Genomic DNA, 16,762 nt, shown 5'->3' with positions numbered 1-16,762 from the left:
CTTTTTGAAGAAACCCGAAATGTTTTCGCATTGTCCGGAACGCTTGAATCGATCATGTCGGGTTGGCGACCACCGGTGCGACGATGCCGGCCGTCGCGGCTGGGGCGATGGTCATGCGGAGGGGCGCCGAGCCGGCGGCCAGCCGTGTGCGGCAGGAGTCAGCGAAGCCAATAGAATCAGCGGCATTGGGCGTTGGCCGCGACCTCGGTAATCGTCGTGCTGATGCCGGCAATTATCAGCGCTGTTTGTGACCGCCGCTGGCGACGATGGTGAGCACGCGCACCGGCCATCGACAGCTTTTTTTTCGCGCGGAATGCCGTCCCCGGTCATGCGTCATGCCAGCGTCAGCAGCCGGGTTCACCGCGTTGCGGTGAGCGTGAGCGCGGCCAACGGCTCACCGCAGCGTATTGAAAAGGACGTTCTGCTTTAAGCAGCAATCTGGCGACCGTGTAGCTGGGTCCGGACCGATACGGGTAGACCGCGCACCAGCAGGTTCCTCGTTCCGTCCATGGACATGATTTGCTTATGCGAATTTGTCGTTCATCTAGGCTTGCGGACGAATTATCGTCGCGGCCAGTCGGACCGTTTTGCGCTCGTCTTTTTTGACGAGCATTTTTATGTCTCATCATTCGCTGCTCACCCGCCGTTCGTTTATCGCCGGCGTGGGTGCCTCGCTAGCCGCTGCCGCCCTATCCGCCATCTCCCCTTCCGTCTTTGCCGACGACTGTCCACGAAGGATTTTTGCATCGGCTATCGGAAAGCCGCCAATACGCCTGTGCTGCTGAAGTTGCACGGCACGCTCGAAAAGCGGCTCGCACTTCTCGCGCGTAACCGTCAGGTGGACCGAGTTTCCTGCCGGACCGCAGTTGCTCGAAGGACTGAACGTGGGCGCCATCGACTTCGGCTATGTCGGCGAGGCGCCGGCGGTGTTTGCGCAGGTAGCCCAAACTTCGTCTATACCGCCTATGAGATTCCGACACCGCGTGCCGAAGGCATTCTTGTGCATCGAGAGACGCCGATCAAAACGCAGGCCGATCCGAAAGACAGAAACTTGCGCTTAACAAAGGTTCCGATGTTCACTGGTTACTCGTCTCAGCACTACAGAAGAGCGGCGTGAAATACAGCGACGTCCAGCCGGTCTTTCTGCCGCCCGCGACGCGCGCGCCGCTTCAGCGAGGCGCAATTGAAGCATGGGCGATCTGGGATCCGTTCCTCGAAGCGGGAAGCGGCAGTCGAATGCGCTCTTGCTCGTCGACGGAGTGGGAATCGCGAATCACCTTGCGGACGGTACAACCGATTGCGCGTTGAGTTGCGCCAGTTGGGCGACCGTTAACGGCTGCTTCAAATATTCGATGACTTCGATCACCTCTCATTATTGGCGGTGTTGTAGGTGCTGGCGACGAAGTCGCATGTGACGCGCGATTTCGAGCAGCGGGGGTCGTGGTAGATGGTGATCATGCGTTGTTTGGCGTGGCGTCGGATGGATCGATGGAGCCGTGGCCTTTTCTTTATGTTTTAGCGCCGAGCTGAAGCGCCGGCTTCGCGCCCACCTGCGACCGTTGGCAAGTTGGCTGCCTCAACATCGTTGGGATATCCACGGTTTATGCGCATAAAGCGCTTGCGGGGGTTTCCGATGAGGACGGGGTTGGGCATTCCTAGTAGGAGATCGCGGACGGCTTCCACGTCAGCGTCATCACCGAGTTGCTATCAGCGCCCTTATGGCGTTCGCCTACGCGTTGAGCCATAGACCTTCCTGTTGACGCAACGATATGCAGCAGCCGACCCAGCACAAGCGAACGGGCAAAACAATCTCTTCGTCCGGAGCTTTATGCGCATAAAGCTCCCCGCGCGAACCCTTGCGGTGTGCGCGTGCGTTAGGGGCCGCGGCAATGATATGAGGCCGCCCAGGAAGTGCACCGTCAACGAACATCAATCAAACGTCGCCTCGCCCACACACAACATGCGGTAGCCCTAAGCGGCGCGCCCACAGCGCGCAGTGTCGCGGCTTAACGCATTGACCGGCCAACCCGCCGGTATGCGCCGGACCGGGATCGTCGCAAAGGGGAGTCTAATCGCCCGACCACCTTTATGCGCATAAACCTAGGCCAAATGGCTATTTCTTCTCGCGTTTACACAAATTGATTGAAATGCCAATTCATCCAGGTAAAATCCATTTGCGTCTAAAAAGAGGAGGTGAAGATTGGCAGCAGAAATCATCGCGGTAACTCAGCAGAAGGGAGGAGTCGGGAAAAGCACAATCGCGATGCACCTGGGCGCCGCATTCCATGAGAAAGGGAAACGCGTCCTCGTTGTAGACGCAGACGGTCAAAACACGCTGATCCATTGGGCCAGTGCATCGTCAGACGGCGACACCGGCATCCCGTTTCCAGTCGTCAATCTTTCCGAAGCCGGTAGCCAGATCCATCGCGAGATCAAGAAGTTCGTGGCTGACTACGACATCATCGTCGTCGATTGCCCACCGTCTATCACAGAGAAAGTCTCCGGCGTCGTATTGCTCGCAGCTAGCGTCGCGGTAATTCCGACGTCGTCATCGCCTGCCGACTATTGGTCGAGCGTTGGATTGGTGAAGCTGGTCCAGCAAGCTCAAGTAATGAACGAGGACCTCCGGGCGGTATTCCTGCTCAACAAGACGGAAGAGAAACGGATGCTCACACGCGAACTGAAGCGTGCGTTGGAAGAGCTTGGATTCCCGTTGCTCAAAACCCAGATTCCGACACGCGAGGCCTACAAGCAGGCAATGGCGTTAGGGCAGACAGTGCTTCAAATGAACGATCGCGGTGCCAAGCTCGCCGCCATCGAAGTACGGGCGTGCGCCAACGAGATCGCCGCCCTGCTCCCGTGAATTTATGCGCATAAAGGACCCTGAATGAAACCCTCCCAATTCGCCAAAGGCTTTCAAGCACGTCCTGACACGACCAGCAGTGAAAAGCGAACCGCGCTCGACCGTCTGAATGCAATCGACGGTCTCGTCAAGAACGGCCCGCCGGGCAACCAGGCAGCGGGGCGCCCAGTTTCACCGGTCGTGCCGCAAAGCGACGTAGAAATCGACGCTGACGAGGTGTCCAATGAGTCCGCAGCCTATCGCGCATGGCGAATCGAGCACGGCTATCGGCCAGGCCAGGTAATCGACCTCGCGCTCAAAACGATCAAGCCGAGCCCCTTCAATCCCCGGCACTTTTACCTAAAGCCGTCCATTGCCGAGCTTGCCGTCAATCTCGCAAGGCAGGGGCAGCAGCAGGCGATTCACGTCATTCCCGATTACGAAAATCCCGGCACCTACTTCGTCAGCGACGGAGGGCGGCGCGTGCGGGCGCTGAAAGAAGCGAACAAGGAATCGGTTAAGGCGGTCGTCATCGACCTGCCGATCGGGATCCAGAGCTATAAGCTTGGTTATGACCTCAACGTCCAACGCGATTCGCAGACGGTATTTGACAACGCAGTCGTATGGAAACGCTTTCTCGATGATCGGCATTTCCAGAGCCAAAAGGAGCTCGCCGAACATCTCGGACTGGACGAATCGACCGTTGCCGTTGCCTTGTCGATCGCCAAGTTGCCAGAGGCCGTCATGCATGAAATGGTCGCGCGGCCTGACCGTTTTGGCTCGAACATGGCGTATCAGGTGGGTCGCTATCACACCGCTCGCGGCGCGGATGCAACGCTGCGCCTGATCAACAAAATCATTTCCGATGACCTCAGCACGCGGCAAGTCGCCGACATCGTGAAGGGCCGAGCCACCGCCCAGGAAAGCAGCAAACCGGCGGGCCGGCAACGCTATGCTCAACGTCTCGAAATCAAGCTTGGGGGCGTTTCGGTGGGCGATCTCAAATCGTACGGTGACGATCGAATCGAATTGCGACTGAAGGGGCTCACGCGCGAAAAGCGCGACGACATCCTCCGGCAGATCGAAAAGATGCTGAAGTAAGAGATGCTGGAATGAGCGCGGAACACGATACTGCGGCACATGATCGTGTCCGCCGTCTCAATGAATGATTACGCCGCGCGCGATTGACTTAGCGTAAAGGCGAGCAAATCGCCATCGGTCGGCTCGCCCCAGGTCTTGCGCGCCAGCCAGTCGAAGAATGCCGTCTCGACAATCTTCGAGTCCAGGCCGCGACGGCGCCAGTCGTCGCGCATGTGCGTGCCGAGCCCCGGCAGCTCGTCTTCTTCAAACGACTGTCGCGCGATCTCCCGCTCAGACTCACCCTGCTCGTCGTACAGCTCGCGTGCTTCCTTGCGACGGTATGCCGAGTATTCACCAAGCAGCCGGGCTTTGAGGTCGTCGGCCGGCGCAGTCATCGCGGCCTTGCCGCCACCCGACGGCAGTGCCTCGACCGGCGGCGCGTAGCCTTTTTTCAATGCGTCCTTGAACAGTGCGGGCGCACTGCGCACAGGCGGCAAGGATGTGCTGCGCATGCGCTGTTCGGTCATTTGCAAAGCCGCGCGAATACGGTTTTCCTCGCTATCGGCATACAGCGTTTGCGCTTCCTTCAGCGGGATGCCGATCTTCACCATCCGGTCGACCAGTGTGCTGTCGAACACATTCGGATGCTCATCGAGTGCAAGCATGGGCTGCTTGCGCTCGGTCACGCGGAACTGGATCTCGGCAACGCGCCGTCCTTCCCGGTGCTCGATCAATTCGACGAAGATATTGGTAACCGCATTGACTTCCGCGATAGCCGGGCGCAAGTAATCACGTTTGAAGTACTTGTATTCGCGCTTCGCCTCGTCACCGGCCTCCGTATCCGGCGTGCCGGACAGGATAGGGCGCCACCATTCCCACGATTCCCGCATGGTCAGATGACTCGGGTTGGTCAGGTAGCGCACGCAAATCTCATACAGCGCAAGCCCCGCGCTACTGCGCAACTGGCTCTGAAACTGGAGACTCAGACGCGCGTATTGAACGGGATCAAGCAGTTTCTTCTTGATCTTCGGCGCGAAGGAAAACTCCACCCAAACGCGGCGGGTGGTGGGATCTTCGAGAATTTCCGCGTCGGCGATCAGCGTGGAGATGCCCCATTTCCGGCCCGGCTTCTGACTCGACGTGCCGGTGCTCCATTCGACCTGTACCGACACCATGCGCCGCAGGTGCTCCTTGACGAGCGCGGTATCGTTCGAGTCGAATGCGGAATTCGCGACGATGTCGGACAGCAATGCCCGGTAAGTGTCGCCAGATTCGTCGGCTTGCTGCGCCACGGCGAGCAGCACGTTGAACAGCTTGCGGGTAAGCAGCGTGATTTTGCCGCTTTTGGGCTGAATCGCTATCGCCTCGACGGCCTTGCGCAATTCGGCGGAGCTCGGGCTGACAACGTCGGTCTTCTTCGCGCGCTTCGTGGCCATGCGTCTGAATCGAGGAGGGGATTTGGCGAGAGCATACCGACTGTGGTGATACGCGTCTATAGCGTCAATCTCACCGTTCGGGGTGAAGCAAGTTTACGAGGCGAAACTCACCTCGAGTAGCTCCCGAAAACCCTCACCTCAACCGTCTGGCGCCAGGTTCGGGCCATCCTTGCAGGCTGCGGCCTGGAGAAAATAGGCGCTATTTTGGCGGGGAAACGAACCGGAGCCAACCAATCCCGAATCTTCTCACCTTAAAAAATTTTGGATATTTCGCGACCCTGACGTGAAAGTCCGATTGATTCACGCCGCCCGGAGGGAGAGAACCGCTCGGATTGTCTGCAAACCGAACGAGAGCACGGGCAAACCGGCAGCGTGGCAAAACGCACTGTCGAACCGCCACCGCGCTGACAAGCAGCGTCCGAATTCGTGCGCCGAGCAAGGAACGCGTGTGCCGAGCCGGCGGGAACGCCCACTGCCGCTTTGAACAATGGGCAGCAGATCGCACGCAGGGGCGACACGCCTGCAACTGCGGCCTGCTCGACAAGATGGGCATATCAGAATGCACAGGCGATAAAAGAGCGCGAATGCCGCTCGCCAGCCGCGCGGCCACGAAAACCGTGCTCGCATGAATGGTCCTGAAATCCTTTGCGCGGAAGTCGCCACAAGGACTGACCGGGGCGCCCAGGCGATTGCATCAAGTCAGCCGTCAAAGCAGCTCCCGAAAAGGCTCACCTTAATCCACAGCCAGCCCTTGCAACGGCGCGGCCTTCCGACCGTCGTTGCAAGTGAACCGCCGAGAAACCCTCCCGAAAAGCCTCACCTTTCCTTCGCTTGAAGTTCCAACCGGGCGCAATGATACGCTCCTGAAAAACCTCACCTCAACGAACATCGCTACAATTTCTCAATGATTTCATGGGTTTAGATCAACCGCATTGGCGTAGATCTCGCCTGGCGCTCCCGTAGATCCTCACCTCAAGCAGCCTTTCCATGAAATTCTGAATATCAACCGCTGTCCCCAGAGTCCCGAAAAACCTCACCATTGCAATCCGGCAGACAATAAAGACCGGACTCTCCGACGGCCTCCGTCGCGCCTTTCCGAGCTATCGCAGCTAGTTTCTTCCCGTATTGACTCACCTGATCGATCACAATGCTACGCAACAGATCCCGAAAAACCTCACCTTTTGCCTCGAGCCAGAGGATTTCGCCGACCGATAATCGACGCGATTTGCTGCCTCCCGAATTTCCTCACCTCTGGCGACGACAACAGTAGCGACATCGATGTTCCCATTCGAACCGCATCACCGATACGCCGCCCGACTCCCGCAAACGCTCACCTTAAGCCCTGGATGCCCTTAATCTGGGCAAAAAAACCACGCAAGCCCCGTAAAGTCTCACCTCCGGCTCGCGTTTTCTCCCGTCTTGACTCACCAATCGCACTGCCAGGATCGAAATGAGGGTAAAAACCGGCGTACAAGGCTGTCCCGAAAGCGCTCACCTTCGGCATTCCTCCCTTCCACGCGAGCGTCGAGCCCTGGCGGGCAGTCTCCCAGATCCAGCTCCCGCAAAACCTCACCTTTGGAAGGCCGGCATTTTTAGGCGGTTCCTGAACTCGCTCACGTTCTGTCCCGCACCTGCTCACCGAGTCCCCCGAACCTCATCACTCAACGGTCCCGAGATACCTCACCCTGGCTCCCGAAAAGCTTCACCTCATCGGGCGCGAACGCCCGTCCCGCAAGGGTTTGCCGTGGCGTTAACGTCTTTAACTAGGGTTCAAGGGTGTTTACTTTTATTACTCTCTAGCTTTACCCCGCGTGTCCATGGACAAAACAGATCGACCCTGGCCACCACCCCGGCGCTGGATCCGTGAAACAGTGCACAATCGTTTGGAAACGGATCAATTCTTTTCTACAACAAGGACTTATCGGCTATTCTTCGTTTTGTTTCACGGAAAAATCCCGTTAGACCTAGTCTATCAATCCACCTTCACCCCAAAAGCCGGGCAATTCGCCTCACAGCGTTGGTTAGCGCTAAATACGTAGCAAGCATTACGTAAATTGTTATGATTCATCCAATTTACGCAAGATCGGGGGCACATATGAATCTGGACGAGGAAAAGCAGGCCATCCGCAATGAGCTTGAAGTGATGCGAAATACCGGGGCTCGACGGCAAGAACTTTCGCTGCATGCATGCAAGCGACTCTTCTTCGATCTGGGCATCCGTCCGTCGATGGCCGCGGTCCGCGATCTGACCCAGACCGGCAGCGCAAGCGATATTCCCAAAGACATCGACCATTTCTGGGAGCGCCTGCGCAACGTATCGCGTGTCAGGGTCGGCGCCGGCGCCATCCCGAAAGCGCTGGAAGATCGTGCTGGTGAACTGCTAGGCACGCTCTTCGAAGAAGCTGTTGTCCATGCACGCGCGACGCTCAACGACGAACGCGAGGAAATTCGCGCTCAACTCTCCGCCGCCGACCAGCGTGCGCGAGATGCGGAAATTCGACAACATGCGTCTGAGGAAGCGATCCAGCGCAGCGAAATGCGGGCAGAGGCCGCATGGGAACGTGTCCGCGCGCTCGAGGCCGAGCTATCCAGCGCGACGACGCATGGCAACGCCCACCAGGAAGGTTTGCAGGCAACGGTGCGGCGACTCGATCAGGAAAACGAGACGCTTCGTCAACGCCTTGATAATGAATTGGCGACCAATGCGACGCTGCGTGACCGGATCGACGCATTGCACATGGAACTGCGGCAAAGCACGGAACACTATGCGCAACAGATCAAAGACGCGGTGACCGAAGCCGAGCGGCGCGTGAAACCGATGCTGGTCGAACTCGATTCATTGCGAAGCATGGCGGCGACGTATCAGTCCGGGGTACGTGACGCGAGCCGCAAGGAGTTCGAGTTCATTCAACAACTCGCCGCGGCCAAGGCGCGCGGCGACCGGCTCGATGCCCAATTGCGCGAGCAATCCGACGAAGTGGATGCATTGACAAAAGAAGTCGCCGTGCTGCGCGGCCAGCAAGGCGTCGATCCGGCAATTGCAACCCTGCTTTGTTCGCTTGTCGAAGCGGGCCGGCTCACACACGACGAATTGAAGGCAATCGGCACGGCAGCGGACGGCCATGTCAGATTGCCCCTGCGATGCCCGAAGTGTGTGGAAGGCGAGCCGGAGTTGTCGCAAGTGGATCGCCAGTTTGAATTGCAGTGTCCGGAATGCGATCACTCGTCCGGACCGGGCGATTCCAGGCTGGAGGCGGTTAGCCGATTCCTGTCGAACGATTCCATCGCAGCATCCGCGTGACGATTCATTCGATGCAATCGCGGACAACCCGTCAAAGGTGAGGAGATTCGGGAGCCAAAGCGTGGGGCTTTCAGGCCTTGCGCGCTGCCGCTTTCCTCGTCAAACGCCCATCGCGCCTGGGTGCCGGTAATGGCGAGGATGCAGGATCCGGCTCATTCACGTTTAACGAATCCTGCTGATCCGTCCATATTTCCCAAGCGCGATACAAGCGGTTCGCCGAAACCGCCTGTACAAAGCCCAGCCATTGCCCGACCAGTTCAGCCTCCACACCGCTCTCAAACAGATCCGCGGCAAAAGTATTGCGCAGGGTCTGCGGACTCGCTCGTGACACCCGCGATTCCGCGATTCCGGCCGCGTCGATCAATGCGTCGACCGCGCGCAGCATGGTGGCTTTATGCATGGGCCGCCCACACGACGACGCTGGAAAAACCAGGTTCCCGGCTAATTCGGATAAACGCCGCTCGGCGAGCCATGCGTCCAGAATGGCCACCGCAAACGGCGCGAGGCGAGTGCGCCGCATCAGCATGGGATTCACCGACTCGATTGTCACCCAGGGCGACCCGCCCCTCACGCAACTCATCGTTAGCGCCGCAGCTTCGCCCGTCTTGAGCCCACCGCCGAGAAACACGGCAATCAATGCGCGGTCACGCCGCGCTCTCCGGCGCTGCGTCGCGGACAAAGCCGGCAACGGCGAAAACAGATGCGCGACGAGCGCGGCCCGTTCGGCATGATTCAGAAAACCGGTGGGTTCATTGTCCCGGGCATTTCGCCATGCCGCTTCGCCATCCTGAGCAATGAAGCGCGCCGGATTGGTCGACGCGGTTTCGATTTCGCTCACGTGATCGAGCACTCGCTCGATCAGCCGCAAATACCGGACGCGCTGCGGTTTGCGGATGTCGAGGCTGGCGACGAAGTCCGCAATGGTCTGCGTATCGACGCTAGTCAAATTCTTTTGCCGCACGCTCAACCAGTCGAGAAAAAGCCCCCATTGAGCCTGATAGACCTCAGCGGAAGAGCGTCTGAAATGCTGTTTGGCGAGCCACGCGTCGAAAGCGATTTGCGGGTCACGACGCCAGTCCTCTCGCTTCTGATCGAAAAGATCGGTGGAAGGCGCGGGGCGCGGAACCGGATCAGACAGATGGGGAGGCGACATGAGCTGCTCTTCCGTCGTTGCTCGGGTAGGTGGCAACCGGTCAAAAACGCAGCATTCAGTCGCCCCAAGCCCGCGCGCGTTTCAGAGGCGCGTCTTTGGCAGGCGGTTGCGCTGCGCGACGCGCTGCTTCTTCATAAGCGGAGACGGCGAACGCGAATACCGCGGGCAAGGCGGTGGATGTGCCGAAGTCCACCGCCTCGTCCGTCTCCGGGTAAGGCAGAGCCGATGGCCGTTGAAAGAGACCCAGCATCAGCGCGTCGTGCCGGCTTGCAAAGCCGAGATCCGCCAGCGCCTCGGCTTCGACTGCATGCAGCAAGCGCCAGGTGAGCGGCACCTGCTGCACGATGTAGCGCGCGGCGATATTGCGCACGATGCGTTCGAGATCCCGCGCCGCGGTTTGATAGCGCAGCGCGGCCAGAGCGTGGTCGGCATGGTCGGTTGTCAGGTCGTTCATTGTCGGCTCCAGTCGATACCCTGTACTGTACAAATATACAGTGGCGGACGCAACCTCCGACCGACGCCCGCCAATCGCGCGTCGGCGAGTCAGCCGTGAATCACCACCAGCAGCGCTTTCGCCTCGCCCTTTCCTGCATTGCGGATGGCGTGCGGCTCGTCCGCGACATAGCGCGCGGTGTCCGCTGACTTGAGCCGCTTCGTCGTGCCCGCGGCCTCGATCTCGATCGATCCTTGCAGCACGGTCAGATGCTCGCGCGTGCCAGGCTCGTGCGCATTCGACACTAGCGCTCCGCCCGCCTGCAGCGTCAGCTCGTACCACTCGAACTTGCCGGCCAGTTCGATCGGCCCCCACACACGTAACTGATATTTGGCGTCGTGCCCGCTCAAGGTGGGAATGTCATGCGGACCGGAGACGGCGATCGCTTCGGGCGCCTTTTGTGGCGCGAACAGGGAATCGAGACTGACGCCGAGCGCATTGGTCAGACGCCACGCAACCGCGATGGTTGGATTAGCCTTGTCACGTTCGATCTCGGAGAGCATCGATTTGGACACACCGGCCGCGCGCGACAAATCGTCGAGCGTCATGCGCCGTTCGGCGCGCAGACGCTGAATCTGCTCGCCGACGCGCGGCGGCGCCGCGGTCGCCGCGACGGACGTTGCACCGGCGGTAGGCGCCGCGTTGGCCGCGGCACGGCGGATACCCGAACTTGCCATTTGCTGACCCATCGTTTAGAGTTGTTCGATATACCGGATTTTAGTTCGAAAAAACGAAAATATCCGGTAAAACTGATAGCCGACTATAACAGGCCGCCCCGTGCCGAACCTGCACGATACGTCGACGCGGGCGCCTCCACTTCTCAGGAGTCTGGTTCATGCGTGACCTTTACCTCGCTCATCTGCGTGGCACTCTCGAGCAGATCCGCGCCGACGGCTTCTACAAGAACGAGCGCGTGATCGCCAGCCCGCAATCGGCGGACGTGCGGCTCGCCAACGGCCGCGACGTGCTGAATTTCTGCGCGAACAACTATCTGGGCCTGGCCGACGACGCACGCCTGATCGAAGCCGCGAAACAGGGTCTGGATAACGACGGCTTCGGCATGGCCTCGGTGCGTTTCATCTGCGGCACGCAGACCGTGCACAAGGAACTCGAAGCCGCGCTCGCCGCGTTCCTGCAAACCGACGACTGCATCCTCTACTCGAGCTGTTTCGATGCGAACGGCGGCCTGTTCGAAACGCTGCTCGACGACAACGACGCGATCATCAGCGACGAGCTGAATCACGCGAGCATCATCGACGGCGTACGGCTTTCAAAGGCAAAGCGCTTCCGCTACAAAAACAACAACCTCGCCGATCTCGAAGCCCGTCTGAAAGAAGCCGACGCCGCCGGTGCACGCTTCAAACTGATCGCGACCGACGGCGTGTTCTCGATGGACGGCATCATCGCCAACCTCGCCGGGATTTGCGATCTCGCCGGCCGCTACGGCGCACTGGTGATGGTCGACGACTCGCACGCGGTGGGCTTCGTCGGCGAACACGGGCGCGGCACGCCGGAACATTGCGGGGTGCTGTCGCGCGTGGACATCCTCACCGGCACGCTCGGCAAAGCGCTGGGCGGGGCATCGGGCGGCTACGTCGCGGCGCGCAGGGAGATCGTGGAATTGCTGCGGCAGCGTTCGCGTCCGTATCTGTTTTCAAACACGCTCACGCCGAGCATTGCCGCCGCGTCGCTGAAAGTACTCGAACTGCTGGCAAGCGAAGAAGGCGCGCAACTGCGCGCCCGCGTGCGGGAAAACGGCGCGCATTTTCGTAGCGCGATGAACGCGCTCGGCTTCACGCTCGTGCCCGGCGAACACCCGATCATTCCCGTGATGCTCGGCGACGCGCAACTCGCGTCGAACATGGCCGATGCGCTGCTGAAGGAAGGCGTCTACGTGATCGGCTTCTCGTTCCCGGTGGTGCCCAAAGGCCGCGCACGCATCCGCACGCAGATGAGCGCAGCGCACACGTCGGAACAGATCGACCGCGCCGTGAATGCATTTGCGCGCGTCGGCCGTCAACTCGGCGTGATCTGAAGCAGAGGCGCATATGAAAGCATTGGCGAAACTCGAACGCGCACCGGGCCTTACGCTCACGGACGTCGAGAAACCCGAAGTCGGCCATAACGACGTGATGATCCGCATCACGCGCACGGCGATTTGCGGCACCGATATTCACATCTGGAAATGGGACGACTGGGCGGAAAAAACGATTCCCGTGCCGATGCACGTCGGGCACGAATACGTGGGTGAAATCGTCGAAATGGGCCAGGAAGTACGGGGCTTTGCGATCGGCGATCGGGTGTCGGGAGAAGGACATATCACATGCGGCTTCTGCCGTAACTGTCGCGCGGGACGCCGGCATCTGTGCCGCAATACGGTGGGCGTCGGCGTGAATCGCGAAGGCGCGTTTGCCGAATATCTGGTGATACCGGCGTTCAACGCATTCAAGATTCCGCCGGAAATCTCCGACGACCTCGCCGCGATTTTCGACCCGTTCGGCAACGCCACGCATACGGCGCTGTCGTTCAATCTGGTCGGCGAAGACGTGCTGATTACCGGCGCCGGACCGATCGGCATCATGGCGGTGGCGATCGCCAAACATGTGGGCGCGCGTAACGTGGTGATCACCGATGTCAACGACTATCGCCTCGAACTCGCGCGCAAGATGGGCGCGACACGTGCGGTGAATGTGTCGCGCGAATCGTTGCGCGACGTCATGGCCGATCTGCACATGGCCGAAGGATTCGATGTCGGGCTGGAAATGTCGGGCGTACCGAGCGCGTTCACGAGCATGCTCGAAGCGATGAACCACGGCGGCAAGATCGCGTTGCTCGGCATTCCGCCCGCGCAGACCGCGATCGACTGGACCCAGGTGATCTTCAAGGGCCTCGAAATCAAGGGCATTTACGGCCGCGAGATGTTCGAGACCTGGTACAAGATGGTGGCGATGTTGCAAAGCGGTCTCGATCTGTCGCCGATCCTCACACACCATTTCAAGGTCGACGACTATCAGCAGGCATTCGCCACGATGCTCTCGGGCGAGAGCGGCAAGGTGATTCTCGACTGGACGGCCGCATAGAACGAAACGGCCACGAACGGCTAGCGATCAAACGCCCGCACCGCGCTCACCCGCCTGCGGGCGTTCTTCCGAACTCGGCCTGAATCCGCACGTGGATATCGTCGCCGACGGCCGGATACCACGTCGATAAACCAAACTTCGCGCGGCTGAAGCGACCGTCTGCCGAAAAACCGAGCGTGTCTTTTTTCGTGAGCGGATCGCGCGCGAAGCCGTTGAAAGTGACATCGAGCGTGACCGGCTGCGTGACGCCGTGAATCGTCAGATCGCCGGTCAATGTGCCGCGCGATTCGCCGGTGCGCTCGAACCGCGTGCTGACAAAACGGATCTCCGGATAACGCACTACGTCGAGCATGCTGGCGCTTTTCACCATTTTGTCGAGCAGCGGCACGTTCGTATCGATGCTCGCGGCGTCGATCGTTATCGCCGCGGTGCTCTTCTCCAAACCGCCTTCGTTCCAGTCGAGCTGACCTTGCTTGCGATCGAAGCGCATCGTAAAGCGCGAGTACTTGAAGTGATCGACGTCGAAGGTGATGCTGCAATGATCATGGTCCAGATCGTAGCGCCCGGCCGGCACGCGCGTTTCGTTCTGGCTGACCGAGTGCGTGAGCACTTGCACGGGAGTACAGGCCATCGCCGTCAGCAACGCTGCGCCCAGCAGCGCGCGCACGAGCGTGGCGCGAAGGATAAGGAGGCTCATGAATGAAATCCGTTCCGGTTGACCGATCCTGCTCACGATAGCAGTTCACGTACTCGATCCGCAAAACCCGCGGAAAAACTTGACGAAGGAGAATGATCGTTCTACCCTTCGGGCATGCCTACCGAATCTCATCCTGATCCCGTGGCGCCCGGCAGTGCGCGTGATCGTCTGCTGGACGCTGCCGAAGCGCTGATCTACACCGGCGGCATCCACGCAACCGGCGTGGATGCGATCGTCAAGCAGTCCGGCACCGCGCGCAAGAGCTTTTACACGCATTTCGGATCGAAAGACGCGCTCATCGCAGCGGCACTTGAGCGGCGCGACGAACGCTGGATGAACTGGTTCATCGCGGGCACCGAGCGGCAGGGCAAGCGTGCGCGAAAACGCCTGCTCGGCATGTTCGATGTGCTGCGCGAGTGGTTTGCGTCAGCGGACTTTCATGGCTGCGCGTTTCTGAACGCCGCCGGTGAAACCGCTTCCGCCGACGATCCGATCCGGATCGTTGCGCGCGACCACAAGGAGCGCTTGCTTGCTTTCGTGCGAACTCAATGCGATGCATACGCTGCGGAGTCGCAAATGGACGCCCGCCGCGCCGCGCGTGTGTCGCGCCAGTGGTTGATCCTGCTCGACGGCGCTATCGCCGTCGCGCTGGTAAGCGGCGAGGCCGACGCCGCGCTCGACGCGCGCGCTACCGCCGAGGTTCTGCTCGACGCCGGGTGTCCCGGCGAGTCACGCCGATCCATAAGCAAGTCCCGAGGAAACCACCGCCATCACGGCGAACCGCAACCAGACTGAGGAACCATCATGGCCGATCCAATCGACACCCGCCCGCCGCTGCCGCCGTTCACGCGCGAAACCGCGATCCAGAAAGTGCGCGCCGCTGAAGACGGCTGGAACACCCGCGACCCCGAGCGCGTGTCGCTCGCCTACACACCGGACAGCGTGTGGCGCAACCGTGCCGAATTCACGCACGGCCGCGCGGAGATCGTCGGACTGTTGCGCCGCAAATGGGCAAAGGAACTCGACTATCGCCTCATCAAGGAATTGTGGGCGTTCACTGATAACCGCATCGCCGTGCGTTTTGCCTACGAATGGCACGACGATTCGAACAACTGGTTTCGCTCCTACGGCAACGAGAACTGGGAGTTCGACGGGCACGGGCTGATGGCGCGCCGCCACGCGAGCATTAACGACCTGCCGATCCGCGAAGCGGACCGTCTCTATCACTGGCCTCTCGGCCGCCGCCCCGATGATCATCCGGGGCTGACCGATCTTGGTCTTTGAACCTTTCCTGAACGATTGGAGGTGAACGCGTGCCGCGCGTTCATCGCTCTGCCATCGGTTCTCCGTCAATGTTGTGTTTCCAGACTGAGGGCACGTCTTGTGCCCGCGTTTCCGGGCGCGTCCTCAACCTCGCCCATGCGGCTTGAGGTACAGTGCGCGACGGATGGCACGCACTCGTACCCGTAACATAGATGACGCCGGCGCGCGACCGGTGGCGGAGAAAACATGCATTTCCGGCAAATAAGAAAGCACATTCGACGCACGGCTCTCGCGCTCGTCGCAGGCGTGGCCGGCGCGTCTGCCGCGCATGCAGGCAACTGGTGCGAGGGCGGCGTATGGGTCGACGCCATGATCGGCTCGTATCACATCAGGCCCGACGCAGGCACCGATTTCGAACCGTTCAATCCGGGCCTCGGCGTGGAATGCTGGCTCAACAATCAATGGGCGCTGACGGCCGGCGGCTTTCGCAACTCGCTGCGGCGGCCTTCCTATTATGGCGGCGGTGTGTGGGCGCCGGAGTTCGCACACTGGGGCATCGTGCGAATCGCGGCGATGGGCGGAATCATTTCGGGCTACAACTACGGCGACTGGGGCCTCGGCCGCGACCATACGGTCGGACCGGTGCTCGCGCCACTCGTGATGGTGGAATACAAGCGCGTCGGGGCTAACTTAATCGTGATTCCACCGATCCCCTCGGACAACCTTCCGTTCACGATCGGGTTTCAGTTGAAGGTGAAGTTCTGAAGGCTGATCCCGATTCGCAAAACAGGTCGCGAGTTCTGGAAAACACTGGCGCTGGGCGTGGTCAGTTGTGATCGCCCATGCGCTCAGGCGGTAGATCTTTTGAGTAACGGTTAGTCTGTTCGCCGACTACATCAATCACGTCGTAGACGGCCCACGCGTGGAAGCCCCAATGAAAGAACGTGATGAGCATGGCTTCACGCGTCGCCGCGGGCGTGTCGCCAAGTGCGGTGGGCGGCTTCAGATAGTGCTGCATCGGCTCGCCGACACCGAAGTACATCAATCCGATACCCATACCTGCCGCAAATAGCATCGCGGTCCATGACTCAAAACTGAACTCTGGCCCGGCATCATCGGGGCCGAGGCGGATGTCGCCAAAACGGCTCGCGGGCACCACGATCAGGAATACGAGGAAGAGGGTGACGGCCAGCGTATAGAACCAGTCGAACTGACGGCTTATCCAGGCCCTGCGCATGCGCCCATAGCACGTTGGCTTCCTCTGGCCAGACAGCGCAGCGCAACAGCAATCCGCCGATGACCAGCAGCGAGGGAACGACGACGGGTGCGGACAGCGTAGTCGTGATACGCGCATTTTTGATGCCCTGATTCTGCACGATGAGCGATCTCCGTATGATGCCGTTTCGGACAGACAGCA

Annotated in this window: 12 protein-coding genes and 3 pseudogenes; 9 read left to right on the top strand and 6 right to left on the bottom strand. The window is 60.1% G+C overall.

The annotated features are described in order from the left end of the window. Window positions 1–617 precede the first annotated feature (617 nt). From BUE39_RS35485 to BUE39_RS15975, 3 genes and pseudogenes are all read left to right on the top strand, one after another. Window positions 618–1,277: pseudogene (locus BUE39_RS35485) on the top strand (type 2 periplasmic-binding domain-containing protein); the annotation flags it as partial. Between the two features lie 923 nt (window positions 1,278–2,200). Then, on the top strand, window positions 2,201–2,863 hold the full coding sequence (gene parA / locus BUE39_RS15980) for a ParA family partition ATPase (protein ID WP_073429642.1): 663 nt from the start codon (window positions 2,201–2,203) through the stop codon (window positions 2,861–2,863). A 24-nt stretch (window positions 2,864–2,887) separates the two neighbouring features. Beyond that, window positions 2,888–3,943, top strand: a complete 1,056-nt coding sequence (locus tag BUE39_RS15975) for a ParB/RepB/Spo0J family partition protein (protein ID WP_073429641.1) — start codon at window positions 2,888–2,890, stop codon at window positions 3,941–3,943. Between the two features lie 68 nt (window positions 3,944–4,011). Here BUE39_RS15975 and BUE39_RS15970 read toward each other — a convergent pair whose 3' ends face one another. Then, window positions 4,012–5,358: a replication initiation protein gene (locus BUE39_RS15970; protein ID WP_073429640.1), complete on the bottom strand. Its 1,347-nt coding sequence runs from the start codon at window positions 5,356–5,358 to the stop codon at window positions 4,012–4,014. Between the two features lie 2,095 nt (window positions 5,359–7,453). Here BUE39_RS15970 and BUE39_RS15965 point away from each other — a divergent pair. Further along, a complete protein-coding gene (locus tag BUE39_RS15965) occupies window positions 7,454–8,659 on the top strand; it encodes a DNA-binding protein (RefSeq protein ID WP_073429639.1) in 1,206 nt (401 codons plus the stop codon). Window positions 8,660–8,729: 70 nt separating this feature from the next. On the opposite strand, the gene BUE39_RS15960 is transcribed toward BUE39_RS15965, so the two are convergent. From BUE39_RS15960 to BUE39_RS15950, 3 genes are all read right to left on the bottom strand, one after another. Beyond that, window positions 8,730–9,812, bottom strand: coding sequence for a tyrosine-type recombinase/integrase (locus BUE39_RS15960; RefSeq protein ID WP_073429638.1), 1,083 nt, complete (start codon window positions 9,810–9,812; stop codon window positions 8,730–8,732). Window positions 9,813–9,867: 55 nt separating this feature from the next. Then, window positions 9,868–10,266, bottom strand: a complete 399-nt coding sequence (locus tag BUE39_RS15955; RefSeq protein WP_073429637.1) for a DUF2471 family protein — start codon at window positions 10,264–10,266, stop codon at window positions 9,868–9,870. An 89-nt stretch (window positions 10,267–10,355) separates the two neighbouring features. After that, a complete protein-coding gene (locus tag BUE39_RS15950; protein ID WP_073429636.1) occupies window positions 10,356–10,994 on the bottom strand; it encodes a helix-turn-helix domain-containing protein in 639 nt (212 codons plus the stop codon). A gap of 146 nt (window positions 10,995–11,140) precedes the next feature. On the opposite strand from BUE39_RS15950, the gene BUE39_RS15945 reads away from it, so the two are divergent. After that, window positions 11,141–12,340 carry a glycine C-acetyltransferase gene (locus BUE39_RS15945; protein WP_073429635.1) on the top strand — a complete coding sequence of 400 codons (1,200 nt, stop codon included), beginning with the start codon at window positions 11,141–11,143 and terminating at the stop codon, window positions 12,338–12,340. A 13-nt stretch (window positions 12,341–12,353) separates the two neighbouring features. After that, window positions 12,354–13,385, top strand: a complete 1,032-nt coding sequence (gene tdh, locus BUE39_RS15940) for an L-threonine 3-dehydrogenase (RefSeq protein ID WP_073429634.1) — start codon at window positions 12,354–12,356, stop codon at window positions 13,383–13,385. 46 nt (window positions 13,386–13,431) lie between these two features. Here the strand turns inward: tdh and BUE39_RS15935 are convergent, their stop codons facing one another. Further along, window positions 13,432–14,082: a YceI family protein gene (locus tag BUE39_RS15935; RefSeq protein ID WP_073429633.1), complete on the bottom strand. Its 651-nt coding sequence runs from the start codon at window positions 14,080–14,082 to the stop codon at window positions 13,432–13,434. Between the two features lie 114 nt (window positions 14,083–14,196). Here BUE39_RS15935 and BUE39_RS15930 point away from each other — a divergent pair. The 3 genes and pseudogenes from BUE39_RS15930 to BUE39_RS15920 all read left to right on the top strand — a co-directional run. Continuing rightward, window positions 14,197–14,870 (top strand): annotated as a pseudogene (locus BUE39_RS15930) (TetR/AcrR family transcriptional regulator); the annotation flags it as partial. A gap of 16 nt (window positions 14,871–14,886) precedes the next feature. Next, window positions 14,887–15,366 carry a nuclear transport factor 2 family protein gene (locus tag BUE39_RS15925; RefSeq protein WP_073429632.1) on the top strand — a complete coding sequence of 160 codons (480 nt, stop codon included), beginning with the start codon at window positions 14,887–14,889 and terminating at the stop codon, window positions 15,364–15,366. A gap of 225 nt (window positions 15,367–15,591) precedes the next feature. Further along, entirely contained in the window at window positions 15,592–16,110 is a 519-nt protein-coding gene (locus BUE39_RS15920; RefSeq protein WP_073429631.1) for a hypothetical protein, read from the top strand. Window positions 16,111–16,234: 124 nt separating this feature from the next. Here BUE39_RS15920 and BUE39_RS15915 read toward each other — a convergent pair. After that, window positions 16,235–16,706: pseudogene (locus tag BUE39_RS15915) on the bottom strand (BCCT family transporter); the annotation flags it as partial. Window positions 16,707–16,762: the final 56 nt, after the last annotated feature.

It is taken from the genome of Paraburkholderia terricola, from assembly GCF_900142195.1.
Lineage (GTDB): Bacteria > Pseudomonadota > Gammaproteobacteria > Burkholderiales > Burkholderiaceae > Paraburkholderia > Paraburkholderia terricola.
This window is presented reverse-complemented; position numbering and strand designations above follow the sequence as displayed.